The organism is Roseibium sp. AS2 (genome assembly GCF_038900065.1).
In the GTDB taxonomy this organism is placed as follows: domain Bacteria; phylum Pseudomonadota; class Alphaproteobacteria; order Rhizobiales; family Stappiaceae; genus Roseibium.
This window is the reverse complement of sequence record NZ_JBBMQN010000006.1, coordinates 16317-41274: the sequence shown is the minus strand read 5'-3', so window position 1 is coordinate 41274 and position 24958 is coordinate 16317. Positions and strand designations below refer to the sequence as shown.

Below are 24958 nucleotides of genomic sequence, written 5' to 3'. Positions count from 1 at the left end.
AGCAGCTCCGGAAAGGGCTGTCGACCGTTGTCTTTTCCAGGATGCCGTCATGGCTCAGACGCTTCTTTCCGTGTCCGCTCTCCTGATTTCCGTCGCCCTCTTCATTTTCGGGCACGGTTTGCAGACCACGCTTCTGCCCCTTGCCGCCGACCGGTTCTATTTTTCCGATCTCGAGATCGGTGCGATGTCGTCGTCCTACTTCATTGGCCTGGTCCTGGGCTGTCTCGGCGCACCGCTGATCATCATGCGTGCCGGCCATATTCGCGCCTTCGCCGCGCTGGTTTCGCTGATGTCGGCCTCCGCGATCATGCATCCGGTGATCGTCGATCCCTACGCATGGTTCCTGATCCGCATCGTGTCCGGTTTCTGCCTTGCCGGGTTCTACATGATTGTCGAGAGCTGGCTGAACGAAAGCGCCACCAACGAAAACCGCGGCACGATCATGTCGTTCTACATCGTGATCCTGTTTGCCGCCCTGATGATGGGTCAGATCTCGATCGCGACGATGAGCATCGCTTCGTTCGTGCCCTTCGTGATCGCCTCCGTCACGGTCAGCATCGCGGTCATCCCGATCTCGCTGACGACATCGGCGCAGCCCGCGCCGATCACCCTGGTGCGTTTCCGCCCGAAGCAGCTCTACCAGAACTCGCCCGCCGCCTTTGTCGGCGTTCTGTTCATCGGCGCGACGCAGGGCGGACTGCTGTCGCTGTCACCGCTCTACGGCTCACAGATCGGCCTGTCGACCAATCAGTCCGCCTTCTACGCGGCCGCCATCATCGGCGGCGGCGTGATCGCCCAGTGGCCGGTCGGCCGTCTCTCGGACCGGATGGACCGGCGCCTGGTGCTGGTCGGGCTGGGTGTGGCCGCAATCGCGGCGTCTTTCGCGATCGTTCTGTTCTCGCCGAACACCTTCATCATCGCCATCGCCCTGGCCGTCATCCTGGGCATGGTGACACAGCCGCTCTACGCGATTTCCGTCGCCCATGCGTTCGACCACGCACCGTCGGAAGCGTTTGTCGAAACCTCGTCCGGCATGCTGCTTTCCTTCGGCATCGGTTCCATCGTGGGGCCCCTGCTTGCGTCCGTCATCATGGGGCAGATCGGACCGTCCGGCCTCTTTGTCATGGTGATCGGCTCCAATATCGTCATGGTCGCCTTCATCGTCTTCCGGATTTTCGTCTACCAGGCGCTCACGTCCGAGGAAAAGACGGACTTCGAATACACCTCCACTGCCCAGGTCGGTTCGGTCATCTCGCCTGAGCCGCTCGATTGGGAAACGGAGGAATATGTCATCCCGCCCGAGGAGTTTCCGGCCTACGAGGACGACATTTACAACTTCGACACCGCCGAGGACGACGGCACCGATCCTTCCGAGGCATTGGCGGACGAGACCGCACAGCCCGTCCGTGACAGCGACACAACGGCTTAAGCGGCTGCCGGCCGCATGGCACGGGCGGCGGGGCCTGTGCCGTTTCGCCGCTCGACATCGCATCGGATCCGTCCTATAGCCGCTCCATGACCCCGCGCATGACACGATTGCAAATGCTCCGGCAAGAGCGCCACCCGCTGGTGGCGCTGACCGCTGTTGCCTTCGCCGCGCGCCTGTGTCTTCTCATTCTTGCCAGCGCCCTCACACCGGATGCGGCCGTCGCGACCGGTCTGACCGGACTGTGCCAGTCATCCGGCCTGGAGCGGACCTCTCCGGCATCCCACGATCCCCTCACCTGTCAGTGCGGTCCCGTTTGCAGCCACGGCTGCGTGTTCGGACCGGGACTTCTGACGCTGTCCGCTGCCACGAATCCCGACCCGTTCTCCGGAGCCGGCGCTGAGGCAGCCGCCACGACAACCACTCTTCACCGGCAATTCGAGCGTACCAGGGCCATCAGAGCACCGCCGCTCTCCTTGATCTGACAAACCCCGAAGTTCTCAGATATCAAGGATACTCATCATGAGCCTCTTAAAATCCATCGCCGCAGCAGCGGTCGTTTCGCTTGTTTCATTGTCAGCGCTGGCGCAGGACACCACCGTCGGCGACCTGACGCTGAGCCACGCATGGACACGCGCGACCCCGCCGAAGGCGAAAGCAGGCGGCGGTTTCATAGAGATCGTCAATGGCGGCTCCGACGCCGACCGCCTGATCGCCGCCAGCTCCGACGTTGCCGCCAAGGTGGAGTTGCACGAGATGTCCGTCACCGACGGCGTCATGAAAATGCGTGAACTGGAGAACGGCATCGAAATCCCGGCAGGGGAAACCGTTGCCCTGAAACCCGGTGGCCTCCATATCATGTTCATGGGACTGAAGGAGTCTTTTGAGGAAGGCACCAACGTGCCCGTGGTACTCACGTTCGAAAAAGCAGGCGACGTTGCGGTGGAGCTGCCGGTTGCCAAGATGGGCGCAAAAAGCCCGGATGGCGGCCACATGAACCACAGCACCAATTGATCACACCCTGAAGAGGATACGACCCATGTCTGGTTTGAAACTCTTCCGGTACGGGGCCTGGGCGGCGGTTGCCGCCCTTGCCGTCGTTTCCGGATGGCTGGTCTACCAGCAAACCGCGGGCAACCAGAATTCAGGTGCGCTGATCGAGCCACTTGCGTCCATCGGCGGCCCGTTCGAACTTGTCAGCGGCTCGGGTGAAACGGTGACGGAAGAGACATTTGCCGGCAAACCGACGGTGATGTTCTTCGGCTTCACCTTCTGCCCGGATGTCTGTCCCACCACCTTGTCGGAACTGCAGGGCTGGATGGCGGAACTCGGTCCGGATGCCGGCAAGCTGAACTATGCATTCGTGACGGTCGACCCGGAACGGGACACGCCGGACGTGATGCGCGACTATGTCTGGGCCTTCGACAAGCGGATTGCGCCTCTGACCGGTTCGCGCGAACAGGTCGACGCCATGCTGAAGGCCTACCGGGTCTACGCCAAGCGGGTGCCCCTTGACGATGGCGACTATACGATGGACCATTCCGCCGCCGTCTATCTGATGAATGCGGACAACAAGTTTGTCGGCACCATCGCCTACGGCGAGGCAGAGGAAACCGCGTTGCAGAAGCTGCGCCGCTTGATCGAGAACGCCCCCGCTTCCTCATAAGTGCAAACCGGGCTTGAAATAGATTGGGAGCGGGTCGGAAAGCGAGCCGGAGAGCATGGGTAAACCGCTTTTCATAGGACTGGCAGCCGGTGCGACGGGGATCGTCGCGCTGGCGGCGGCGCTGTGGTTCTATGCCGGTGAGCGGGTCTATGTCGATCGCCTGATCTCGGCGATCGCCGGCTGCTTCTGACCGCCTCACCCATGCCGAAACAACGCCTTGACCAGCATCTCGTCGACACGGGCCAGTTTCAAAGCCGGGCCCGGGCCCGGGACGCGATCCTGCGCGGTACGGTGTCCGTGGACGGCGCCCTATGCACCAAACCGGCGCACAAGACCTCGCCCGCGTCCGCCATCATCGTTCAGGACCCGGCCTCCGGCTATGTCAGCCGGGCCGCGCTGAAGCTGATCGAGGGCCTTGCCCGCTTCGGCATCGACCCGGCCGGGCGGATCTGTCTCGACATCGGCGCCTCGACCGGCGGTTTCACGCAGGTCCTCCTGGAACGTGGCGCCGCCAGGGTTCATGCAATCGATGTCGGCCATGGCCAGTTGCACGACAGCCTGCGCCAGAACGCCCTTGTCAGGGTTCGCGAAGGGCTCAATGCCCGTGATCTGACGCTGCCGGATCTCGACGGTGACCATCCGCAGCTGCTGGTCTCCGATGTCAGCTTCATTTCCCTGAAACTCGCCCTGCCGCCCGCTCTCGCGCTGGCAGCTCCGGGAGCACAAGGCCTCTTTCTGGTCAAACCCCAGTTCGAGGCCGGCAAGGACAGGATCGGCAAGGGCGGGCTGGTTGATGCTGCTGTCGCTGAAACGGTTGCCGAAGACCTTCAGGCCTGGCTCGGCACCGTGCCCGGCTGGCAGGCAGGCACGCTTGTCCCCTCCCCGGTCAAGGGCGGCGACGGCAATTCGGAATGGCTGCTTTGCGGGGAGAGGACCGGCCGGACCTGAAAGACCGGCCAGTCCGATGCCCGGTCACTGTGTCGCCGGGGGCAGGATTTCGATCTTCACCGATCCGTACCAATCCGCAGCCGACCGGATGTCCGCATCGCTCATGCCGGCGGCAATCTCGTTCATGATCTCATGGGCCCGTTTGCCTGTCCGGAACGCTTTCAATTGCGTGTCGATATAGATCGTGGATTCCCCGGCCAGATTGGGCGCTTCCTCGATAACCGCAATGCCATCGACGCCGTGGCAGGAGACACAGTCCGGCGGCGCGCCGTCCTCGCCCCGGGTCGGCGTCGCGACAATCCGGTGTCCGGCATACCAGGCCGCGACATCGGCGATCTTTTCATCGTCGAGGCTTTTGGCCACGACACTCATCATTTCATGTGTGCGCGTTCCGTCCCGAAAGGCCGTGAGCTGCTGCGCAATGTAGTCAGCGGGCTCCCCGCCGATATGCGGCGCAATCGGAATTCTTGCAAACCCGTCGAGCCCGTGACAGGTCCGGCACTGTCCCGCCTGTTTCCTGCCGGCCTGCGCATCTCCCTTTGGAAACTCGGCGGCCGGAACGGCCCCGGCGAGGAACACCACGCCGAGGCTCAGGAGTGCAGCTCGCATCATTGGCCGTAGCTGATGCGGTAGATCGCACCGGCCAGATCGTCGGAGACCAGAATGGAGCCGTCGCGAAGCTGCGCGACATCCACCGGACGGCCGAGATACTCGTCGTTCTCGTCGATCCAGCCTTCGGCGAACGGCTCGCTGGTCGCGTTGCCCTCGTCATCTATGAAGGTCACCATGACGCGTGCGCCGACCGGTGTCGTCCGGTTCCAGGACCCGTGCTGGGCGGAGAAGATCGCGTTCTTATACTTCTCCGGGAACATCTTGCCGGTATAGAAGGTCATGCCGAGATCGGCCGCATGAGCCACCATTTCGACGGCAGGAAACACGGCATCCGCCGGCGGTTCGCTATCCTTGTACTCGTTGGTGCGGACGCTGCCGCCGCCGTACCAGGGGAAGCCGAAATGCTGACCGGCCTCGGTCTGATGGTTGAGCTCGCCCGGCGGGATGTCGTCCCCCATGCCGTCAACCTGGTTGTCGGTGAACCACAGATCGCCGGTCACCGGATGGAAGTCATGGCCGACCGAGTTGCGAATGCCGCGGGTGTAGACCTCGCGGTCGGTCCCGTCCATGTTCATCCGGATCATGCCGCCGATCCCGGTTTCGTTGTAAAGCTCCATCTTTTCCGGCGCGAAGACGTTGAACGGCTGCCCGAGCGAGATATAGACCTTGCCGTCCGGGCCGATCTTGCAGACCCTGGCGGTGTGGTTGTAGCTCTCCTCGTCAACCGGCACCAACTGACCGGCCGGAACGATCGGCACGGCGACCACGTCGGGGCTTTCATAGAAGAATTCGGCTGCCGGATAGAGCAACACGCGGTTCTGCTCGGCGATGATCAGGAACCCGTCCCTGGTGAAACAGGGGCCGTTCGGGATCGCCTTGGTCAGGGACGGTGCAAAGTTCTTGACCTCATCCGCGACCCGGTCCTTGTTGCGGTCGGTGACCGCCCAGACTTCGGTCTTCCGGGTGCCGACGAAGGTCACGATCCCCTGAGGCCCGACGGCCATGTGACGTGCATCGGGTACGACCGCGTAAAGCTCGATCCTGAACCCGTCGGGCAGCTTGATCCGCTCCAGGTTTTTCCTGATGCCGTCGGCAAAGGCGCCGGTCTGTTCGACAACGGTGAAATCCGTGACGCCCGTTGTCTTGAAGGCGCCAAGCTTCGCCAGATTGTCCGGCAGGCCCGCTGTTTGGGCAAGTGCGTTACCGGCCAGCAGCGAGACTGCGGCCAGTGTCGTCAAGATAATCTTCATTACTTCCTCCCAAAAGCCGGGTAGACAAGTTTCTGTTTTCTTTTCCCGACTTATTCGAGGCTAGATTTTTATCTTCCCGACTTCAACGTCGATTCCTCAACAGGATTGACAACCCAAGGTAAAAACTGTTTTTCCCCTCGGTTAATTATTATGGCAGACAACTTGCGGTTATCTTAATGCATTTCCGCTCCTTCGGGCCAAACGGCTTGCTCATCCTTGCGCTTGGCGCTATCGCTCTGCCATGAGTGAGAGAGAACTGACTGTTTCCGAGCTCGGTCACCGCGGCGATGGCATCGCCCGGACCGACACCGGCCCGATCTACGTCGCAGGCGCACTGCCGGGCGAGGTCGTACGTGCGCGGGTTGAAAACGGCCGCGCGCTTGACCCGGTGATTGAGACGCCCTCCAAGGATCGCAGACAGCCGGTCTGCAAGCATTACGACGCCTGCGGCGGCTGTTCGCTGCAGCATCTGGCCGAAGAGCCCTATCTGGCCTGGAAGCGCGATCTTGTGACCAACGCGCTCAGCGACCGGGGAATAGAATTCGCGGTGTCCGACACCATTGCCGCGACTGCGGGCGGACGCCGGCGGGCGGTGCTGACGGCCACAAGGGCCGGACGCCATACGCTGCTCGGGTATCACGAGAAGGCCAGTCACCGCCTGGTGGATATCGAGGAATGCCCTGTTCTGGACCCGGCCATCGTCAGCGCCCTGCCCGGACTGAAGGCCCTTGCATCCGAGGTGCTGCCCAAGAAGGGCGAGCTGCGCCTGACGGTGCTGTGCACGACCACCGGCCTGGATGTGGCCATCGACAAGGCCGACAAGGGCTATGAACGCAAGATCCCGGGACTCTCGCAAAAGACCGTCGACATTGGGCTCGCCCGCCTGTCCGTGAACGGCGAAGTGATCCTGGAGGTCCGTCCACCCCTGCTCGACATGGGCGGGATCGGACTGGTCGCCGCCCCGGGCGGTTTCACCCAGGCGACACTTGCGGCGGAGCAGACCCTTTCCAGGCTGGTCATGGCGGGCGCCGGCAAGGCAAAAAAGGTGGCGGACCTGTTTTCCGGAGCCGGCACCTTTGCGCTGCGCCTCGCCAGGTCGGCCAATGTCCACGCCGTCGAGGGCGACGCGGCCGCCATTGCCGGCTTCGACAAGGCCCTCCGCAAGTCCCAGGGGCTGAAGAAGGTCACCTACGAGCGGCGCGACCTTTACCGCCGCCCGCTTGTGCGCGACGAACTGGAAGCCTTCGACGCGGTTGTCTTCGATCCGCCCCGGGCCGGCGCGCAAGCCCAGGCCGAGCAACTTGCGCTTTCGAAGGTCAGGACCATCCTCGCCGTCTCCTGCAATCCGGCAACGCTCGCGCGGGATCTCAGGATCCTGATCGACGGCGGCTATGTGCTGCAAAGCGTCACACCGGTGGACCAGTTCCACTACTCGCCCCATATAGAAGCGGTTGCTGTACTGACACGGGAGTGAGCCATGAGCGCGGCGGACGGGGATTTCAGGCCTGCCGGTAAACACCGGGAACTGCCCTCGCTCGGGCGTCTTGCCCTCAGAACGCGCTACGCGCTCCATCAGGGCAGCCGCGTGGCGCTGTACACCGCGCATTCGCAACTCATGCGCCGCATGCACAGGCGCCTGCAGCAGGATCTCCCCGACACGCCCCGGATCGTGCCCGACGGGCCGATACCGGGCGAGAGGCGCATGCTCGCCGATATCGCGGCCCTGTTCGCGGAAGACCTCAAGGCCGTCGAGGCCGGGCACTATCCGATGCCTTCAGACGGCACCATGAGCCCGCGCGAACTTCTTGCCACCAGCCGCGCGTTCTTCAAGGATGTTCCGGAAGTCGCCCGCCGCCGGGCCACCGGCGCGCACCAGGAGGTCAATGCGGAGCCTGACGGGTTCGCCGCCGCCCTGCCGCGCTATTATCGCCAGAATTTCCATTTCCAGACAGACGGCTGGCTGTCGGAAGACAGCGCCCGGCTGTATGATTTCCAGGTGGATGTGCTGTTTTCCGGCGCCACCGCTGCCATGCGCCGGCGCGCGCTGGTGCCGTTCGCGCGCATTCTCCGGCACAAGGACCAACGCAAGGTCGCCTATCTGGACATTGCCTGCGGCACCGGCGGGCTGCTGCGTCCGGCACTGGCCGCGTTTCCACGCCTGACCGGCACGGGACTGGACCTGTCCGAGCCCTATCTCAACGTCGCCCGCGAAAGAACGACCACGCGCCGCGCGCGGTTTGTGACGGCCATGGCCGAGGCCCTGCCCTTTCCGGACGGTTCTGTGGATGTGGTCTCCTGCGTCTATCTTTTCCACGAACTGCCGCCCAAGGTTCGGCGCCAGGTGATCGCCGAGGTGGCCCGGGTCCTGAAACCCGGCGGGTCCTTTCTGTTCGTCGACAGTCTGCAGACCGGGGACATGCCGGATTATGACGGCCTGCTTTCGGTGTTTCCGCAGCAATTTCACGAGCCCTATTTCACGTCCTACCTCGACGAGGACCTGACCGGCCTGTGCGCAAGCGAAGGTCTGGAGCAGCGCTGGATGACCCCGGCCTTCGTCTCCCGGGCCGTGGAATTCGTGAAACCCACCTGATCTTTCAGCCATACTGAATTTTTTGACAGCCTTCTCTTGAGGCTGAATGCGAACGCGCATATATGATCGGGTATGAGACTTGATCAATGGCTCTTGCAGACCGGAGAAAGCCGCAGCGCCTTCGCGCGGCGCGCAAGCCTGTCTCCTGCGTCGGTCACAGCCCTGTGCAACGACCCGAATGTCTGGGTCTCGCGGGACATGGCCCGCAAAATCGCCATCGCCACCAATGGCGGGGTCACCCCGAACGATTTTCTCGGACTGTCCACTACCAAGGAGCATCCCGTGTCCCAGGCCCGTGTCGCTGAAGCAATCCGCGCATTCGAACGTGGTGAAATGGTTGTCGTGACCGACGATGACGACCGCGAGAACGAAGGCGACCTGATCGTCGCCGCCGCCAAGATCGCCCCCGAGCAGATGGCCTTCATGGTGCGCCACACCTCGGGGATCATCTGCGCGCCGATGACCGCTGCCCAGGCGCGCAGGCTCAGGCTTGATCCGATGGTGGCGGAAAACGACGCCCCGCTGTCGACCGCCTTCACCATTTCGGTCGACTACCGCCATGGTCTCACGACAGGGATCTCCGCGGAGGAGCGCTGCGCGACCGTGCACGCGCTGGCCAATCCGAATGTCGGCGCCGACGATCTCGTTCGCCCCGGCCACATCTTCCCGCTGGTCGCCAAGGAAGGCGGCGTCATGATGCGCTCCGGCCACACAGAGGCCGCCGTCGACCTGTGCCGCCTGGCCGGTCTGGAGCAGGTTGGCGTGATCAGTGAGCTGGTCAACGACGACGGCACTGTGAAACGCGGTCAGCAGGTCGCGGAATTCGCGGCCGAGCACGATCTGAAAATGGTGTCGGTCTCCGACCTGATTGCGTGGCGCCAGCGCACCGAACGCATGGTCGAGCGGGTGAACGAACAGCCCGTCGAAACGATTTTCGGGCCGGCCTATGCGACCACCTATTCGACACCCTACGACCCGATGCATCATGTGGCCATCGTCTATGGCGACATTCTCGACGGCCGCAGCGTACCCGTCCGGCTGCAACTGGAATCCGTCCTCGACGACGTGTTCGGAGAGGCGCAGCCTCTCGATCAGATCATGCGGCATTTCGCCGAGCGCGGCCGGGGTGTCATCGTCTATCTGCGGGAAGGCTCGGTGGGGGTCGCCCGGCAGTCGAAACGTCCGAGAACCGACTTGGACGCCGCCGAAGCCGAAGAGCACAGCTCCGCGCAAGCCAGACAGGAACAATGGCGGGAGGTTGGACTCGGTGCCCAGATCCTGAAGGACCTGGGCGTCAGCTCCATTCGCCTGCTGGCATCGCGTGAGCGGCACTATGTCGGGCTGGAGGGGTTCGACATCAAGATTGACGAAACCGAGATCCTCGACACTTGAGGATCCCTGACGAGGTGATCTTACATGGTGGCCAGGAAAGCGGCACAGACAAACGAGGAGCCTAGCAAACCGGAGCCGGTTCCCTTCACGGTTGGCTTCAATCGTAGCCAGAGCGAAATTCTGGTCTATGGCAGCCTGCTGCTGGGTGTCTTGTTCGCAGCGATCGGCATTTTCGGCGGCATGCCGCTTCTGGCCATCGCCGGGATTGCACCGATCGCGATTGCCTACCGGCACTATCCGATGATCGAGAAGGGCAAGCCCCAACTCGGCGCCAATGAGGACGGGCTCTATGTCGAGCGCATAGGCTTCATCGACTGGGCGGCCATCCGGATGACCGACGTCAAACGCAGCACCGTCCGCAACGTAGAAATCGTCAGGCTGGACGTGCTGCTGACCCGCTCGCTGGACAATGCCGTGATCAAGGCCCAGTCCGTCCCGTTCTGGAAGAAGTTCATGATGCGCAACTGGAAGCGGACGCCGCGCGAGCATGGCCGGGAACTGCTCGCGATCAATCTGCACACGCTGTCCGCCGATCCCGAAGAGATCCTCGAACGCATCCGTGCCTACAAGTTCGTCTAGCCCGGACGCGTCAGCGCCCGGGCCCGAATGCGTCTTGTCCGCCGTTTATGTCAGGTGTTCCTTGAAGAAGGCGATCGTTCTTTCTTCCGCAAGCTTGGCCGTTTCCTCGTCGTAACGCGGCGTGGTGTCGTTGTGGAAGCCGTGGTTCACGCCCGGATAGACATGGGCCACATAGTCCTTGCCATTGGCCTTGAGCGCTTCCTCGTAAGCCGGCCAGCCCGCATTGATCCGCTCGTCCAGTTCGGCGTACTGCAGCAACAGGGCCGCCTCGATCTTCGCGACGTCCGCGGCGTCCGGCTGACGGCCGTAGAAGGGCACGCCCGCCGCCAGTTCCGGATAGGCGACCGCGATTGCATTGACGACACCGCCGCCGTAGCAGAAGCCGACCGCGCCGACCTTGCCGGTGCTGTCGTCATGGTTGAGCAAGAACTCGAAACCGGCGAAAAAGTCGTTCATGAGCAGGGTGCCGTCGACGGTGCGCTGAAGTTCGCGCCCCTTGTCGTCCGTGCCCGGATAACCACCGACGGACGTCAATCCGTCCGGCGCCAGCGCCATGAAGCCGGCCTTGCCGAGACGGCGGGCAACGTCTTCGATATAGGGATTGAGACCGCGGTTCTCATGTACGACGAGAACGGCGGGCAGTTTGCCGGTCGCACCGGCCGGCTTGACCAGGTAGCCGTTGACCTCGCCATGTCCGTTCGGCGAGGGATAGGTCATGCGTTCGGTAACAATGTCCGCATCGTCCGGGGCCACCTGCTGGGCAAGCGCGTAGTCCGGCGACAGTTGATCCAGCAGCATGGCCGCCGTCACGCCGGCAACCGCAAATTTCGCAGCGCCCGTCATGAATTCGCGCTTGGTAATCTTGCCGTGCGCATAGAAATCGTAAAGATCGAGCAGTTCCTGGGGAAAGTCCTTCGCCGTCATGCGGCGGACCGGTGTCATGTCATTCATCTCAAGGCTCCCTGATCGGCACAATCTATTGTGCAGATCCTGAAACTAGTTGCTTTCCCGGAAAGGTCCATGGCAACCACCCCCCGGAATTGTAACAAGATGTAATCGCCGGAAATGCCCCTACCCGACCTGGCCGCGATGGCGCAGGAAATGATCGGCGAGAACACAGGCCATCATGGCTTCGCCCACCGGGACCGCGCGGATGCCGACGCAGGGATCGTGGCGGCCCTTGGTCATCACGTCGACTTCCTCGCCTTGCCGCGTGATCGACTTGCGCTCGGTCAGGATCGACGAGGTCGGCTTGACCGCGAACCGCGCGACCAGCGGATCGCCGTTGGAAATGCCGCCGAGGACACCGCCGGCGTTGTTGGTCAGGAAAAGCGGCTGGCCGACATCGTCGATGCGGATTTCATCGGCATTTTCCTCGCCGGTCAGGCCGGCCGCCGCAAAGCCGTTGCCGATCTCCACGCCCTTGACCGCATTGATGGACATCATCGCCGCGGAGATGTCGGTGTCGAGCTTGCCGTAGACCGGCGCGCCCCAGCCGGCGGGAACGCCTTCGGCAACGATCTCCACCACCGCGCCGACCGAGGAACCGGCCTTGCGCACGCCGTCCAGATAGTCGGCCCAGAACGCCGCGGCGGCGGCATCGGGTGCAAAAAAGGGATTGTTGTCGACTTCCGCCCAGTCCCAGTTGCCCCGGTCGATCCGGTGCGGGCCGACCTGCACCAGAGCACCTCGGATGGTCACGCCCTGCAGAACCTGGCGCGCCACCGCACCGGCGGCAACGCGCATTGCCGTTTCGCGTGCGGAGGAACGCCCGCCGCCGCGATAGTCGCGGATGCCGTATTTGGCATTGTAGGTGAAGTCTGCATGGCCCGGACGGAACCGGTCCTTGATCTGGGAATAGTCCTTGGAGCGTTGATCGGTGTTTTCGACCAGCAATGATATCGGTGTTCCGGTGGTCTTCTGGACACCGTCGTCATCGACCATGACGCCGGAAAGTATTTTGACCTCGTCCGGCTCCCGCCGCTGGGTCGTGAACCGCGACTGCCCCGGACGGCGCTTGTCCATGTAGCCCTGAATATCGGTCTCGGTCAGCGGAAGAAGCGGCGGACAGCCGTCAATAACGCAGCCGATCGCAGGACCGTGGCTCTCTCCCCAGGTTGTCACCCGGAACAGGTGTCCGAAACTGTTATGCGACATGAAAGGCTTCCGAGGCTTGATAGTTTGCTGTCAGGTGCCGAGCGATACGCCATCGGGACCGCAAGCTCAAGTCCGCAGCGCGGGCCACCGCAGAAATCACCATGCAGCGCCGGTTCCCAAGGATTTTTTATTGATCAGTAATACCAAGACCCGGAGCATTTCGGTTCAACCGGCGCGATCAACCAAATATTGTGGCCGGTTTTTTTCCAGATTTTCCGCGCATCCGGGGCAAGATGTTGAATTTGCTTTTTTTTAAACCTTTCCCGATACTTGTTTGGCAGGAAAAGATAATCTTGAGGGTTCACAAGTGCGCATCCGCGGTTGGCTGACGGGACTGATCGTATTTCTTCTGGCGCCTTGTCTGCTGTTTGCCTCGCTCTGGTTTTACAACAAATTCGAGGACGTCAACGCCATCGACCGGAGCCTGAGCGGCCTGAACCTTATTCAGGCGCTCACCCCCCTGGTCGAAGAGAAAGCCGTTTCGGGAGAACTGAGCGCGCTTCCGGTTCCGCTGCGCCGTGACCTGATCAGCTTCGGTGGCCCCGCCCAGACCGAGAGCCTCACCCGGATGCTGGATATTTTCACCAACGAGCCGGACGTGAAAACGTCGCTGGGCTACGCCCAGCAGCTCAGCACAGCCGTGTCCCACCTGGCGAAACTGGACATGGCCGTCTCCTATGAGAGTTCCACGCTTCCGGATCTCGTGAACTCCTTGCTGTTTTCGGTCATCATCGAATCCTCGAAAATAACAGACAGTGCCCGCAAGCTTGTCAAACGCTCGAAGATCAATATCTGGGAGAAGATGCTGATCCCCGTCCAGGGAGGCCGCTTCAAGGCCTCCGCAGATGGTGCCGCTCTCAAGACCGAGCAATATCTGGATGCGCTGACCGGTACACACGCGGCGGAGCTTCAACGGGTGGCGCAGGCCTTTCGCAAGGCCAATTTCGTGTTTCAGTCGCAGGGCAGCAAATTGCTGTCGTCGACCATCACGGCCACCGGCGGCTCGGACATCGACGCCGACGGTGTGTTCGAGGCGCATCCCGATCTCGTGCGCGCAACCCTGATGCTTTGGAATGCCAGCCTGGATTATCTCAACGAGGATCTTCTGCTGCAACGATCCGCGACGCAGTGGGATGTCGTGCTCGCCGGCATCTTTGGCGGCCTCGTCATCATTGTGGCCTTTGCGATCGCGGTCCTGCTGTCGCGCAGCCTTGCCGCCAGGACGCTGCGAGAATTTGAAAATCTCGGCTTCCACGATCCGCTCACAGGCCTGCCGAACCGCCGGGCGCTTCTGAACACCATTCGCTCGCGCATCGAGCCGGTCCCTGACATGACGACCGGGCTTCTGGTCCTCGATTTGCGCCAGTTCAAGAAGATCAATGACCGTTTCGGGGACAGTGCCGGCGACTCGATCCTGCGGGAGGTGTCCCAGTTGCTGATCCAGTATGCCGAACCCGATGACCTGATCTCCAGAACCGGCGGCACGGAATTCACGCTTCTGCGGCCCAATATCGAGCATACCGAGGATTTCGAGCTGCTTGCGGCCAATATCATTCGGGACCTCGGCAAGGAACGGAACCTGCAGGGCCAGAAGACCTCCATCGAATGCAACGCGGGCCTTCTGGTCAGTCAGCCGGGCGAACGCATCACGGACCAGTTTCTCACCGATGTCGCCCTTGCGCTGCGCTCCGCCAAGCAGAAGGGGCCGCGCAACTACGATCTCTTCAAGTCGGAGATGCGGACGGCCTTCGAGGAAAACGGAGAAACCGCCAAGGAACTGCAGAAAGCGCTCAACGATGGCGACATCGTCGCGTGGTACCAGCCGCAGGTGGACATTCACACCGGTGAAGTGGTCGGGGCGGAAGCCCTGGCCCGCTGGATAGACAACGGAACTGTCCGCTATCCCGGCTCTTTCCTGCCGGCGGCCGTCGAAGCAGGTTACCTGGAGGCGATCGACGCGACTGTCCGTGAACGCGCCCTGCAACTTGCCGTCGCCCTGCGCGGCAAAACACGCCAGCCCATCCATCTCGGGCTGAACGTGACGGCCAGCCTGCTGGCAAGCGCCAAGGCTGTCGACGCCTTGCATTTTCAGGTCAGGAGCCTGGGCCTGGAGCCGTCCAGCGTCAGTCTCGAGATCCTGGAGGCCGTCATGATCGACGAGATCACGGCCGACCCGATCAAGGACAATATCGCCCGGCTGTCGGAACTGGGTTTCTTCATCGAGCTGGACGATTTCGGAACCGGCCACTCGAGCATCTCCAGTCTGCGCGACCTGAAGGTTGACCGCGTGAAGATCGACCGCAGCTTCGTGTCGGGCGTGGATACCGACCCCGGCCTTCAGAAATTCACCAGCGCGCTTATCAACCTTGCAAAGAGCCTGGACATCAGCGTGCTCGCGGAAGGCGTGGAAACCGAAGGCGAGCGCGACTGGCTCAAGGGCAACGGCTGCGATGTCATCCAGGGGTTCCTGATTTCCAGAGCCGTGCCGCAAGAGGCGTTGGCGGCCTTGATCCTGAAGCAGAATTTCCTGCTATCGCCACCCGCGGACGACCTGGTCCTCACCGTCCGGGGCGAGGGACCGCAGCCACGCCCAGTTCGGACGAGTGTGTCTTGAATTGCGCGGCGGCGAGCGACAGCCCGCCGTCGGCACCGTCGACGAAATGAATGTGGTGACCCTTGCCGATGTCCTCCACGAAACAGGTCATCAGGGCACTGTCGGAAACGTGCATTCCGTAAACAACCGCGCCCGCCCTGAACGCCGCCTCGAGATGGTTTTTCAACGAGGACAGCTCTTCGGGTGTCAGATCCAGAACCAGTTGCAGACTGTCACCGACCTTCCGGTGGTCCGTGTTCGTGCTGAGTTCGGGAAAATACCGTTTCGGATCGAACGGGCCAATGCGCAATCCGGTGGAACAGGACACCACGAACAACACCGACTGGATCAGCGTTCTGGCCCATCCGCGCACACGATTGTCCGCGGATCCCATACGGATCTCCAGGCTCGCGCCCGCGGGGGGAAACCTGAACCTGAGCCGGCTCTTCTCCGCAAGGCGCGTCCTGGAACCGTCCGCGAGCGGGTCGAACCCGAGGGCACCGGCAATCTCCTCCATGACGTCCGGAAGGGGGATCTCGCCGGCGGGCTTGAGGATCAGCGAGACGATGTGCCCCTTGAGCGCGGGAAGCGGCTCCCATCTGCAGGACAGCCCGTCCAGCGGCGGCAGCGCCGACTGGCTGACGGGAATGACAAACGGAGCCGACTGCGCAGGGTCTTTCAGGATCCGGTCGGCAACAGCCAGCCCGTCACCCAGGATCATTGCAAGATGGTTGCCGGGACTGAGCCGGTACTTGCGCACGCGGATGTCGGTGCCCAGTTCGCGCAGATGAGACACCGGTATGGCCGCCGCCCGCAGGTCCAGTTCCATCACCTGTCGCGCCAGGTCAACGACGCCGGCGAGCGCCTCCCGGCCCGCCGCGACGTGACGTGCCGGCACCACCAGCGTGGCCCCGTCTCCGCCAAAGACAAAGGGAACCCTGTCGCGGCCGATGCGGTTCAGGACAGCCGCGATGACCGCCGCGCCGACCATGTTGACTTCCTTGTACCGTCCGGCCGCGACCGCATCTGTCGACTGGACGATGTCGGCGGCCAGAACATACCAGTCGTCCGGCACAGGCCGGTATTCATCCAGGGCGCCGACCGCGCTGAAATCTGAAAAACTCGGTAATTCGCTGTAAAAATCGTCCGCGGCCACGGGTTCCATCCTGAACTGTTTCGCAGTCTGTACCAAGGCAGTCGATCGGGATCCCCGCGACCGCATCCGGTCGCCGGCAAGCCACCAGATCGGCGAGATCCCTGTCTGCATTGGCATTCATACGCATGACCCGGCGGATCCCGATCAGGGCGCACGTCCGTAATTCGGTCAACTTTACGTGTCCGCGTCTGAAGGGAACCCTGCGCCGACACTGCTTCCCGTCGGCGCCGGTTCTCATGAACCTGCGCCCCATGCAGATGGAAATCCGGCGCCTCAGACGGCGGTAAACTGCCCGTCCCGCCAGACAAAAACCTTGTCCTGGGGGACGTCGAGCCTGGGCACCGAGACTTTGTCCCGGCCTTCCAGCAGGCCACGCACGGCCCTGAAGACGCCACCATGAGAGACCACGACGGCGGGCCTGTCGACGGATTTCAGCCAGCCGCCGATCCGCTCCGTCAGCATTTCATAGCTTTCCCCGCCAGGTGGAACGAAGCCCCATTTGTCGGCCCGGCGCTGCAGCAGCAGATCCTGTTCCTCGTCGGCCAGTTCCTCCAGCGTGAAGCCTTCCCAGGCGCCGAAGGTAATCTCCTTCAGCAGGTCCTCGAGCCGGTAGGACCCCGGCTCCAGTCCCAGGGCACCGCGCAGAAGTTCCATCGTGGAACGGGTCCGGCCGAGTGGCGAGGCGACAAAATCCAGCGTTTGCGGATCGATGCCATGCCCGGCCAGATAGGCCTTCAGGCGGGCACCATTGCCGGCTGCCTGGCCTTCCCCGGTCGCGTTCAGAGGAATGTCCTTGCGTCCCTGCATCCGACCTTCAAAATTCCAGTCGGTCTGACCGTGCCGCACGAAGATCATCAGATCCGGAACAGCAACTTTAGGCAGCAGGGCGGGATCCGGCGAGGTCGGAACGGAAGTCATGTGGTTTACCTGTGAGAGCAGAGCGCCGGCGGCGTCGCCGGAACACTCGTCAGTCCTTGACGACCGAGATATCCGGAGCGTCGACCGCCTTCATGCCGACGATGTTGTAACCGCAATCCACATGCTGGATTTCGCCGGTCACACCGCGGCCCAGATCGGACAGGAGGAACAGCGCACCGTCGCCGACCTCTTCGATGGTGACCGTCCTGCGCAAGGGTGAATTGTACTCGTTCCACTTGAGAATGTACCGGAAATCGCCGATGCCGGATGCCGCCAGCGTCTTGATCGGTCCGGCGGAGATTGCGTTGACGCGAATGTTCTGCGGTCCGAGATCCATGGCGAGATACTTCACGCTCGTTTCCAGAGCCGCCTTGGCAACACCCATGACGTTGTAATGCGGCATGACCTTCTCGGCGCCATAGTAGGTCAATGTCAGAATGGAGCCGCCGTCGGTCATCAGTTTTTCAGCGCGCTGCGTCACCGCCACCAGGGAATAGCAGGAGATATCCATCGTGCGGGCGAAGTTGTCGGAACTCGTTTCGACGAAGCGGCCGGTCAGTTCGGCCTTGTCCGAAAATGCGACGGCATGAACGAGGAAATCGATCTTGCCCCACTTGTCTTCCAGGTTCTTGAAAACTGCGTCGACGGACGCGGAATCGGTCACGTCGCAATGTCCGGCAACGAAAGCGCCAAGCTGATCGGCAAGCGGTTCAACGCGTTTTTTCAGGGCATCGCCCTGATAGGTAAGCGCCAGTTCGGCTCCCGCGTCGGCCAGTGCTTTGGCAATACCCCAGGCAATCGACTTGTTGTTTGCCACGCCCATGATCAGGCCACGTTTGCCGTTCATCAGTCCGCGCGTTTCCGCCATCGTCATCTCCGAAAAGGATTCCAGTTCCACCCGAACGGGCTGGCATCCTATGGCACAAGGGATTTGTTCCTACAAGAGACCCGGCGACGGAATGAAGCGTCGACGCGCGCCCATCGAGACACTATGTTGGCGCCCGAATTTCTCCGTTAATCTGCACGAGGACCCCGCTCATGGAGCGCTCTCCCCACGCCGCCCGTTTTGCCGAACTGATCGGCGCGGCCAACGTTCTGACCAACCCGGACGACCAGGCGCCCTACCTGAGAGAATGGCGCGACCTGTACCAGGGTGTCACGCCCGTTGTGCTGCGCCCCGGCACCACCCAAGAAGTCGCGCAGGTCATGACCTACGCCTATGAGAATGATCTCAAGATCGTTCCGCAAGGCGGCAACACAGGTCTCGTCGGCGGCCAGATTCCGCAGGAAACCGGGGAAGAAATCGTGTTGTCGCTGTCCCGCCTCAACCGGATCCGCGATGTCGATCCCGTCGGTTTCACCATCACCGCCGAGGCCGGCGTGGTCCTCGAGGCTCTGCAAAACGAAGCAGAAAAGGCGGAGCGGCTGTTCCCGCTTTCGCTCGGCGCGCAGGGGTCCTGCCAGATCGGCGGCAACATTTCGACCAATGCCGGCGGCACCGCCGTCCTCGCCTACGGCAACACCCGGGATCTGGTGCTCGGGCTCGAAGTCGTGCTGCCGAACGGAGAGATCTGGAACGGTCTCAGGACCCTTCGCAAGGACAATACCGGTTATGATTTGAAACAATTGTTTATCGGTGGCGAAGGCACTTTGGGGATCATTACCGCCGCTTCGCTGAAACTCTTTCCAAAGCCCAGGAAGCTGGAAGCCGCCTTTGTCGGGCTGCCCGATCCGCACGCGGCGCTGAAGCTGTTCACGCTGGCAAAGGCAGAGGCTGGACCGGTGCTGACCGGGTTCGAGATCATGCCGCGCGTCGGTGTCGAATTCTGTCTGAAACACCTGGAAGGCGCGCGCGATCCCCTTGAAGGGTCGCATCCCTGGTACGTCCTGATGGAACTGTCCAGCGGCTCGGATGCCTTTCCGGTCCGCGACCTCATGGAAAGCGTTCTCGGCAACGCCTTCGAGGACGGGCTGGTGGAGGATGCCGCCTTCGCGCAGAACCTGTCCCAGGTGCAGGACTTCTGGCACATTCGCCACGGCATGTCGGAAGTGCAGAAGCCGGAGGGCGGATCGATCAAGCATGACGTTTCCGTTCCGGTCGCCTCCATACCCGAATTTCTCGACAAGGCGATGGCGGCGGTGGAGGCTTTCGTTCCGGGCTCCCGCCCTGTCCCGTTCGGCCATATCGGCGATGGCAACATTCACTTCAATGTCAGCCAGCCGGTTGGCGCCGACAAGGACGCCTACCTTGCCAAATGGGACGAGATGAACACCATCGTCCATGACATCGTCGGCGATTTCGGCGGCAGCATTTCGGCCGAGCACGGGATCGGCCGTCTCAAGAAAGACCTGCTCAGGCAGGCAAAGTCAGAGATCGAGCTCGACCTGATGCAGCGGATCAAGACCGCTTTCGATCCCAAGGGCCTCCTGAGCCCCGGCCGGGTCCTGTGATCCTGCCTGCAGCCTGATTGGCCAGACCGGGGGCGGCGGCCTCGCGAAAGCAAGGCCGCCGCCCCCGGTCTGCCGGTCGATCCGTTCAGCTTGTCCGGCCTGCCAAGTGAAGTATCTTCGGTATCCTTGACATGACCTCGAATTACTTCAGGTCTGTTATGGGAACTGGCTGACTTGCGGCTTGAATCCGTGCTTTCGCGACGTGCCGCGCCGAAGGGCCGGGGACACTTCCAAATCAATTGTCGGAATTGACATGTTGCCAGAAAAAAGCGCCGGACCCGGCTTCGGCCGGCACCGGCCTTTCCTGATGACAGTGAAGCATTCGCTTTCGGAACCCGTTCCAGCTTTCTGATCCGCCAGCGGTTTATGCAAGACGGCCTGCGCCGTTCAAACTTGATCGATCGGTCAAAACCGCCGCAACGCCTTCCGGGTTTTCCGCGACTTCCACAGCGTGTTGACGCTCCTGAATCGGTTCACAGCCTTGCTGAGGCCGGGAATCAGGCCGTGGCGGGATTAGGGCGCCCGGCGCGTACTTGGAATAAATACCATGCAATTTTCCAGCGAAAAAATTCTTGCCTCGTCGGATTTTACTATTTTTTCATCAAGCGTTTGAAAACTCGCAGAAAAATATTCTTAAAAGTTAATTTTTTCCTAACGTTATTTACACGCCCTCAGGCACAACCAAATCATCGGAAGGAAAACATCACAATCAAAACCCTCACAATTCGCCGACATCAGAGCAATGTCAGAATTACTATGTAAAATTTACATGAAAGGCGACCAACATCTACAGATGTTACAATACGAAACGTCTATGAAGTCATAAGAATAAGCTATTTGTAAATATGGTAAGTAAAAAGTTAACGTGATCTCATAGGCGTCAAAAGCCATACGGTCAGAAGGCCGGATAAAAGCAAACGAGCAGTGAAGGCGGACGATCGCTGCTCACACACAGTGCACGTGGGGGGACTGAACCATCCGGTCCCTCAAATGGAGGCCTCAATGCAGGTTCAGAACTTAGCCGGTTCGGATCAATGGGATCGCGTCAAGAAGGAACTGAGGATAGAACTCGGTGAAGACGCCTTTTCCAACTGGTTCGGCAGAGTCAATCACGAGGAGACCACAGGTGATGCGGTACGCCTGTCGGTTCCGACCCGTTTTCTGAAAAACTGGATCCAGAGCAACTACGAAAAACAGCTTGTCGGCCTCTGGAAACGCGAACAGGTCGATATCAATCGCATTGAATTGACGGTGCGCGGCGCCTTGCGGCCCCGCCAGGTCAAGGCCGGAATTTCACCCAAGCCGATGACGGTGCGCCGTATCAGCGGCCGTCCCGGACCGTTTTCCAGCACGCCCCAGTTCGGCGGCGCCGCCGGCGCTTCCATGATCCCCTGTCTCGCGGACACCGGTGAGGAAGCCGCTCTGGATTTCCTGAATGGCGCGGCGCTCAATCCGAAACTGACCTTCGACACCTTTGCCGAGGGGGCTTCGAACAGTCTCGCCTGCGCAGCCGTCCGCCAGATGGCGGCCGGCCATCAGGGCACGCTGGACATTCTTTATATCCATTCCTCGACCGGCATCGGCAAGACCCACCTGTTGCAGGCCGCGGCGCTCGAGGCGCGCAAGACAGGGCGGCATGTCGCCTACCTGTCCGCCGAATTCTTCATGTACCACCTGGTGCCGGCACTGCGTACGCCCGCGTTCCCGGTTCTGCGCCAGGCCATGAGATCCATTGACCTGCTCCTTGTCGACGACCTTCAGTTCCTGCACGGCAAGCAGGCCCAGGATGAATTCAGCAAGACCCTCGAAATGCTGATGGAAGCCCCGTCCCAGATCATCATGGCAGCGGACCGCCCCCCCGAGCAGCTCGACACGCTTTGCGAAAGAATGCGCAGCCGGGTTCAGAAGGGAGAGGTCGTCAGCATACAGGCGACCGACTATGCCCTGCGCCACGACATTCTGGAAAAGCGCATTTCGACGGCCCGCCGGACCCATCCGGGTTTCTCCGTGCCCGATGACGTCGCCGATCATATCGCGCGGTACGTGATTTCGTCGGCCCGGGATCTGGAAGGTGCCCTCAACAGGCTGTTCGCCCACAACCAGCTGACCAAACAGCCGGTGACGATGGACCTGGCCGAAAAGACGCTGCACGATCTGGTGCGGATCGGCGAACCGCGCTCCATCAAGGTGGAAGATATCCAGCAAGTGGTGTGCAAGCATTTCAGCGTGACCAAGGCCGACCTCCTGTCCGCCTGCCGGGCCCGGGTTCTGGTCCGTCCACGCCAGATCGCGATGTACATCGCCAAGGTGATGACCGGCAGGTCGCTTCCGGAAATCGGACGCCGGTTCGGCAACCGGGACCACACCACCGTCCTGCACGCGGTCCGCAAGATCGAGGCGATGACGAAGAAGGAGGCGGCCGTTGCCCAGGAGATCGAGCTGCTGAAGCGGCTGGTCCATTCCTGACCCGTTTTCCGGGGATCCCCCTCCTCCCCGGCGACCGGCGGCATCGGGCACGCCCGCTGCCGCAGCCTGTTCCGGCATTTTTCGGAACGGTGACATGTCCCGGTTTTCGCAAACCGGGATGCGCCCGGCGGGAGCGCCGCCGGGCCTTCAAAATAACCTCCTCTCCTTGAAGCCGCAGTTGCGGCTTCTTTTTTGTTCCGTTGACAGCGGATCGCCGCGCCCCTATTGATCTGGCTGGCTAGAGAGAGCCGGCCGCCCGCGGGCCCTGCCCCTGGTGAATTCTCTCGCGCAGGCAATTCTGCGATCGTGCCGACCTTCACCGGAATGTGCAGGCTGATGGCAATGCGGGCTCCATGACAGGCAATTGCCTGAGTACCTGCCTTTCCCGGAAAGGTAACCATCATGACGCTTCCCAGCATTGCCCAGCTCAAGAGCCAGGCAAAACGCCTGAGATCCGCCCTTGCCGCCAAAGGGCAGACACTGTCTCACAGCCAGGCGCTTGAACTTCTGTCCGCCCAACATGGTTTCAAGGACTGGAACACCGCCAGCGCGACCGCCTCGCGGCCCAACCGGATGACCATTGCCGTGGGGGACCGGGTGGCGGGCTCCTACATGAAGCAGCCCTTCGAGGGCGAGGTCCTGTCGCTCTCAAGGGTCGGTCCGGCCGGACACTACCGGGTGACCCTGCATTTCGACACCGCTGTCGACGTGGTGACGTTCGACAGCTTCTCCGCCTATCGCAGCCGCGTGTCCTGTCTCATCGATGCTGACGGCATCGCCGTCAAGAGAACCTCGGACGGCGAACCCTATCTCAGGCTGCAACGGACGGAGTAGCCGGTCACACGGAGCGGGATCCGGCAGACACCGGATCCCGGCTCAGGCGCGATGCGCAATTCCGGGACATGCCGGACACCCCGCGGCATGCTTCTTCAGGATGGTTCCGCGGGGGATCCCGGTGCCGATCCATTTCGTTATCCGGAGCGCAGCCTCGCCATGACCAGATGGCCGGGGACCGGCTGGCCTTCCTCGTGGCGTACCGTGATCGGGTCCATGGCCAGGATCTCGAAGCCGGCGGCGGCAAGGGCTGAACGGATGTAGCTTTCGCCCTGCGCAAACCGGTTTTTCGGTCCGACCATGAAGGACCGCCCCTGGAGGACCTCCTCCGGCAGGGTTTCGGTCGAAAAGGCCAGAAAGCCGTTCGGCACCAGACGGTCGGCAGCCCCTTGCAGGAACGGTTCAACGGCGCCCAGATAGGGCAACACATCGGTGGCTGCGATCAGGTCCCAGGTCGGCCGAACGCCATCGTCTTCCTCGAACTCCGCCAGGAACTCGACGGCCTCGCCGAGATAAAGGTCATCGTAGACCTCCCGGTCAAAGGCGAGTTCCACGATGCGCTCGGACAGGTCGACCCCGGTTCGATGGACCGTGCAGTCGGCAAGTGCAAGGCCCGTCAGGCCGGTGCCGCAGCCCAGGTCCAGGAGCCGGTCGAACGGACCGGCCTCCAGGCGGGCGATCATCTCGCGCACCAGCAGCGGCACGCAGTAACCGAGTTCATCGACCAGGATCTCGTCGAACACGTCCGCATGCTGGTCGAACAGGGTTGCGACATAGGCATCCGGCATTTTTTGAGGTGCCTGCTCTGCCCCGATCGCTGCAAGCCGGATGCTGACGCCGCCGGTGTCCTTCGGGTCCAGCGCAAGCGCCTCCCGGAAAGCGCGTTCGGCGCCTTCGAGGTCTCCGGCCTTCTGCAACCCGAGACCGCGATTGTAAGCCTCGGCAAGTGCCACGTTTTCGATATCGTCGTCCGAGGACTTCGTCGTGTCGTCGTCAATCATGAATGCTTCCCGGCAGAAATGCGTCCCGGCATCAGGTGCTGCCTGCCGGTATCGTTGTCACTGCCCTACCCCGGCACCGAAGCTTTTGCACGACAAAACTGTGCTTTTGTCACGTCAGAAAAGGTCAAGCTGGCTGTCGTCCTCAGCCGTCTTTTGCCGCCGACCCTTGTCCGTTGGTTTTCCGAGGGGGACCGCCATCTCGTCGGCGGCAATCTCCCGCAGCACATCCGGGTCGTCGTTGGCAACCTTGTTCACCCGGGTCGAAACGGGACGCGCCACCAGGAAATCATCCTCGACAGGCACCAGCAGCTTCTCGGCCTCGCCCCGGTCCACATTGGCGACATCCAGCCAGGTGCCGAAATTTTCCCGTTTCAGGATCACCGGCATGCGGTGATGGATCGCGGACATCATCCGGTTGGACTCGATCGTCAGGATGGCGCCCGTGTCCATGTCGCCGCCGTCCGGATCGGACCAGGTTTCCCACAATCCGGCGAACCCCATGATGTCGCCGTCGGCCGGATGGATCCAGAACGGCTGTTTGCCTTCCGGCGTGCGCCGCCACTCGTAAAAGCCGGAAGCCGGCACCAGACAGCGATGATGGCGCATGGGATTGCGGAAGGATGGCTTGTGCGACGCGGTCTCCGCGCGGGCATTGATCAGAAGGGTGAAGGCGGACGGATCCTTCACCCAGGAAGGGATCAATCCCCAGCGCACAAGGTGAAAGCGGCGCGTCCCGTCCAGGGACTGGCGCACGATGGCGAGCGGCTGCGTCGGCGCAATGTTGTAGCGTGGCGGAAAGTTGGGACGATCCACGTAATCGAAAAAACTGCGCACCGCGTCGGGCGGTGTCGTCAGGGCAAGGCGTCCGCACATGGCTCGCTCCTCCGTCTTAATACGGATGCCGGAACATCGTAGTTTT

Annotated in this window: 23 protein-coding genes; 14 read left to right on the top strand and 9 right to left on the bottom strand. The window is 62.0% G+C overall.

Annotation, left to right across the window (positions count from 1 at the left end):
• The first annotated feature begins 49 nt into the window (after nucleotides 1-49).
• From WNZ15_RS18125 to WNZ15_RS18100, 6 genes are all read left to right on the top strand, one after another.
• Complete coding sequence (locus WNZ15_RS18125; protein ID WP_342894421.1) at nucleotides 50-1429, top strand: MFS transporter; 1380 nt, start codon at nucleotides 50-52, stop codon at nucleotides 1427-1429.
• 98 nt (nucleotides 1430-1527) lie between these two features.
• On the top strand, nucleotides 1528-1911 hold the full coding sequence (locus WNZ15_RS18120; protein ID WP_342894420.1) for a hypothetical protein: 384 nt from the start codon (nucleotides 1528-1530) through the stop codon (nucleotides 1909-1911).
• Between the two features lie 37 nt (nucleotides 1912-1948).
• Entirely contained in the window at nucleotides 1949-2440 is a 492-nt protein-coding gene (locus tag WNZ15_RS18115) for a copper chaperone PCu(A)C (RefSeq protein WP_342894419.1), read from the top strand.
• A gap of 25 nt (nucleotides 2441-2465) precedes the next feature.
• Nucleotides 2466-3092 (top strand): SCO family protein, encoded by a 627-nt coding sequence (locus WNZ15_RS18110; protein ID WP_342894418.1) that lies wholly within the window; start codon nucleotides 2466-2468, stop codon nucleotides 3090-3092.
• Nucleotides 3093-3147: 55 nt separating this feature from the next.
• Complete coding sequence (locus WNZ15_RS18105; RefSeq protein WP_342894417.1) at nucleotides 3148-3282, top strand: hypothetical protein; 135 nt, start codon at nucleotides 3148-3150, stop codon at nucleotides 3280-3282.
• 11 nt (nucleotides 3283-3293) lie between these two features.
• Complete coding sequence (locus WNZ15_RS18100; protein WP_342894416.1) at nucleotides 3294-4040, top strand: TlyA family RNA methyltransferase; 747 nt, start codon at nucleotides 3294-3296, stop codon at nucleotides 4038-4040.
• Between the two features lie 24 nt (nucleotides 4041-4064).
• On the opposite strand, the gene WNZ15_RS18095 is transcribed toward WNZ15_RS18100, so the two are convergent.
• Nucleotides 4065-4652, bottom strand: coding sequence for a c-type cytochrome (locus tag WNZ15_RS18095; RefSeq protein WP_342894415.1), 588 nt, complete (start codon nucleotides 4650-4652; stop codon nucleotides 4065-4067).
• Nucleotides 4649-5902, bottom strand: a complete 1254-nt coding sequence (locus WNZ15_RS18090; RefSeq protein WP_342894414.1) for a PQQ-dependent sugar dehydrogenase — start codon at nucleotides 5900-5902, stop codon at nucleotides 4649-4651. Before WNZ15_RS18090 ends, WNZ15_RS18095 begins: the two co-directional genes overlap by 4 nt.
• A 241-nt stretch (nucleotides 5903-6143) precedes the next feature.
• On the opposite strand from WNZ15_RS18090, the gene WNZ15_RS18085 reads away from it, so the two are divergent.
• From WNZ15_RS18085 to WNZ15_RS18070, 4 genes are all read left to right on the top strand, one after another.
• Nucleotides 6144-7376, top strand: coding sequence for a class I SAM-dependent RNA methyltransferase (locus WNZ15_RS18085; protein WP_342894413.1), 1233 nt, complete (start codon nucleotides 6144-6146; stop codon nucleotides 7374-7376).
• Between the two features lie 3 nt (nucleotides 7377-7379).
• Nucleotides 7380-8492, top strand: coding sequence for a class I SAM-dependent methyltransferase (locus tag WNZ15_RS18080; RefSeq protein WP_342894412.1), 1113 nt, complete (start codon nucleotides 7380-7382; stop codon nucleotides 8490-8492).
• A 72-nt stretch (nucleotides 8493-8564) separates the two neighbouring features.
• Entirely contained in the window at nucleotides 8565-9884 is a 1320-nt protein-coding gene (gene ribB / locus WNZ15_RS18075) for a 3,4-dihydroxy-2-butanone-4-phosphate synthase (protein WP_342894411.1), read from the top strand.
• 24 nt (nucleotides 9885-9908) lie between these two features.
• Nucleotides 9909-10463 (top strand): hypothetical protein, encoded by a 555-nt coding sequence (locus tag WNZ15_RS18070; RefSeq protein ID WP_342894410.1) that lies wholly within the window; start codon nucleotides 9909-9911, stop codon nucleotides 10461-10463.
• Nucleotides 10464-10508: 45 nt separating this feature from the next.
• On the opposite strand, the gene yghX is transcribed toward WNZ15_RS18070, so the two are convergent.
• Together yghX and aroC are read right to left on the bottom strand one after the other, a co-directional pair.
• Complete coding sequence (yghX, locus tag WNZ15_RS18065; protein WP_342894409.1) at nucleotides 10509-11414, bottom strand: YghX family hydrolase; 906 nt, start codon at nucleotides 11412-11414, stop codon at nucleotides 10509-10511.
• A gap of 120 nt (nucleotides 11415-11534) precedes the next feature.
• Entirely contained in the window at nucleotides 11535-12620 is a 1086-nt protein-coding gene (gene aroC, locus WNZ15_RS18060) for a chorismate synthase (RefSeq protein WP_342894408.1), read from the bottom strand.
• Between the two features lie 307 nt (nucleotides 12621-12927).
• Here aroC and WNZ15_RS18055 point away from each other — a divergent pair, with 307 nt between their 5' ends.
• Entirely contained in the window at nucleotides 12928-15234 is a 2307-nt protein-coding gene (locus tag WNZ15_RS18055) for an EAL domain-containing protein (RefSeq protein WP_342894407.1), read from the top strand.
• On the opposite strand, the gene WNZ15_RS18050 is transcribed toward WNZ15_RS18055, so the two are convergent.
• The 3 genes from WNZ15_RS18050 to fabI form a co-directional block, all read right to left on the bottom strand.
• On the bottom strand, nucleotides 15179-16378 hold the full coding sequence (locus WNZ15_RS18050) for a DUF3095 domain-containing protein (protein ID WP_342894689.1): 1200 nt from the start codon (nucleotides 16376-16378) through the stop codon (nucleotides 15179-15181). The genes WNZ15_RS18055 and WNZ15_RS18050 overlap by 56 nt on opposite strands.
• A gap of 264 nt (nucleotides 16379-16642) precedes the next feature.
• Nucleotides 16643-17287: a histidine phosphatase family protein gene (locus WNZ15_RS18045; RefSeq protein WP_342894406.1), complete on the bottom strand. Its 645-nt coding sequence runs from the start codon at nucleotides 17285-17287 to the stop codon at nucleotides 16643-16645.
• 49 nt (nucleotides 17288-17336) lie between these two features.
• Nucleotides 17337-18155, bottom strand: coding sequence for an enoyl-ACP reductase FabI (gene fabI / locus WNZ15_RS18040; protein ID WP_342894405.1), 819 nt, complete (start codon nucleotides 18153-18155; stop codon nucleotides 17337-17339).
• A gap of 170 nt (nucleotides 18156-18325) precedes the next feature.
• Between fabI and WNZ15_RS18035 the strand changes: the two genes are divergently transcribed.
• From WNZ15_RS18035 to WNZ15_RS18025, 3 genes are all read left to right on the top strand, one after another.
• Nucleotides 18326-19738 carry an FAD-binding oxidoreductase gene (locus tag WNZ15_RS18035; protein ID WP_342894404.1) on the top strand — a complete coding sequence of 471 codons (1413 nt, stop codon included), beginning with the start codon at nucleotides 18326-18328 and terminating at the stop codon, nucleotides 19736-19738.
• 1002 nt (nucleotides 19739-20740) lie between these two features.
• Nucleotides 20741-22204 carry a chromosomal replication initiator protein DnaA gene (gene dnaA, locus WNZ15_RS18030; RefSeq protein WP_342894403.1) on the top strand — a complete coding sequence of 488 codons (1464 nt, stop codon included), beginning with the start codon at nucleotides 20741-20743 and terminating at the stop codon, nucleotides 22202-22204.
• Nucleotides 22205-22606: 402 nt separating this feature from the next.
• Nucleotides 22607-23038, top strand: a complete 432-nt coding sequence (locus WNZ15_RS18025; protein ID WP_342894402.1) for a glyoxalase superfamily protein — start codon at nucleotides 22607-22609, stop codon at nucleotides 23036-23038.
• 137 nt (nucleotides 23039-23175) lie between these two features.
• Here WNZ15_RS18025 and WNZ15_RS18020 read toward each other — a convergent pair whose 3' ends face one another.
• Both WNZ15_RS18020 and WNZ15_RS18015 read right to left on the bottom strand, forming a co-directional pair.
• Nucleotides 23176-24039 carry a methyltransferase gene (locus WNZ15_RS18020; RefSeq protein WP_342894401.1) on the bottom strand — a complete coding sequence of 288 codons (864 nt, stop codon included), beginning with the start codon at nucleotides 24037-24039 and terminating at the stop codon, nucleotides 23176-23178.
• 114 nt (nucleotides 24040-24153) lie between these two features.
• Nucleotides 24154-24912, bottom strand: a complete 759-nt coding sequence (locus WNZ15_RS18015) for an SOS response-associated peptidase (protein ID WP_342894400.1) — start codon at nucleotides 24910-24912, stop codon at nucleotides 24154-24156.
• Nucleotides 24913-24958 lie beyond the last annotated feature (46 nt).

Coding starts and splice junctions, on each gene's coding strand:
- WNZ15_RS18125 (WP_342894421.1), top strand. CDS start 50: ATGGCTCAGACGCTTCTTTCCGTGTCCGCTCTCCTGATTTCCGTCGCC.
- WNZ15_RS18120 (WP_342894420.1), top strand. CDS start 1,528: ATGACACGATTGCAAATGCTCCGGCAAGAGCGCCACCCGCTGGTGGCG.
- WNZ15_RS18115 (WP_342894419.1), top strand. CDS start 1,949: ATGAGCCTCTTAAAATCCATCGCCGCAGCAGCGGTCGTTTCGCTTGTT.
- WNZ15_RS18110 (WP_342894418.1), top strand. CDS start 2,466: ATGTCTGGTTTGAAACTCTTCCGGTACGGGGCCTGGGCGGCGGTTGCC.
- WNZ15_RS18105 (WP_342894417.1), top strand. CDS start 3,148: ATGGGTAAACCGCTTTTCATAGGACTGGCAGCCGGTGCGACGGGGATC.
- WNZ15_RS18100 (WP_342894416.1), top strand. CDS start 3,294: ATGCCGAAACAACGCCTTGACCAGCATCTCGTCGACACGGGCCAGTTT.
- WNZ15_RS18095 (WP_342894415.1), bottom strand. CDS start 4,652: ATGATGCGAGCTGCACTCCTGAGCCTCGGCGTGGTGTTCCTCGCCGGG.
- WNZ15_RS18090 (WP_342894414.1), bottom strand. CDS start 5,902: ATGAAGATTATCTTGACGACACTGGCCGCAGTCTCGCTGCTGGCCGGT.
- WNZ15_RS18085 (WP_342894413.1), top strand. CDS start 6,144: ATGAGTGAGAGAGAACTGACTGTTTCCGAGCTCGGTCACCGCGGCGAT.
- WNZ15_RS18080 (WP_342894412.1), top strand. CDS start 7,380: ATGAGCGCGGCGGACGGGGATTTCAGGCCTGCCGGTAAACACCGGGAA.
- ribB (WP_342894411.1), top strand. CDS start 8,565: ATGAGACTTGATCAATGGCTCTTGCAGACCGGAGAAAGCCGCAGCGCC.
- WNZ15_RS18070 (WP_342894410.1), top strand. CDS start 9,909: ATGGTGGCCAGGAAAGCGGCACAGACAAACGAGGAGCCTAGCAAACCG.
- yghX (WP_342894409.1), bottom strand. CDS start 11,414: ATGAATGACATGACACCGGTCCGCCGCATGACGGCGAAGGACTTTCCC.
- aroC (WP_342894408.1), bottom strand. CDS start 12,620: ATGTCGCATAACAGTTTCGGACACCTGTTCCGGGTGACAACCTGGGGA.
- WNZ15_RS18050 (WP_342894689.1), bottom strand. CDS start 16,378: ATGGAACCCGTGGCCGCGGACGATTTTTACAGCGAATTACCGAGTTTT.
- WNZ15_RS18045 (WP_342894406.1), bottom strand. CDS start 17,287: ATGACTTCCGTTCCGACCTCGCCGGATCCCGCCCTGCTGCCTAAAGTT.
- fabI (WP_342894405.1), bottom strand. CDS start 18,155: ATGGCGGAAACGCGCGGACTGATGAACGGCAAACGTGGCCTGATCATG.
- WNZ15_RS18035 (WP_342894404.1), top strand. CDS start 18,326: ATGGAGCGCTCTCCCCACGCCGCCCGTTTTGCCGAACTGATCGGCGCG.
- dnaA (WP_342894403.1), top strand. CDS start 20,741: ATGCAGGTTCAGAACTTAGCCGGTTCGGATCAATGGGATCGCGTCAAG.
- WNZ15_RS18025 (WP_342894402.1), top strand. CDS start 22,607: ATGACGCTTCCCAGCATTGCCCAGCTCAAGAGCCAGGCAAAACGCCTG.
- WNZ15_RS18020 (WP_342894401.1), bottom strand. CDS start 24,039: ATGATTGACGACGACACGACGAAGTCCTCGGACGACGATATCGAAAAC.
- WNZ15_RS18015 (WP_342894400.1), bottom strand. CDS start 24,912: ATGTGCGGACGCCTTGCCCTGACGACACCGCCCGACGCGGTGCGCAGT.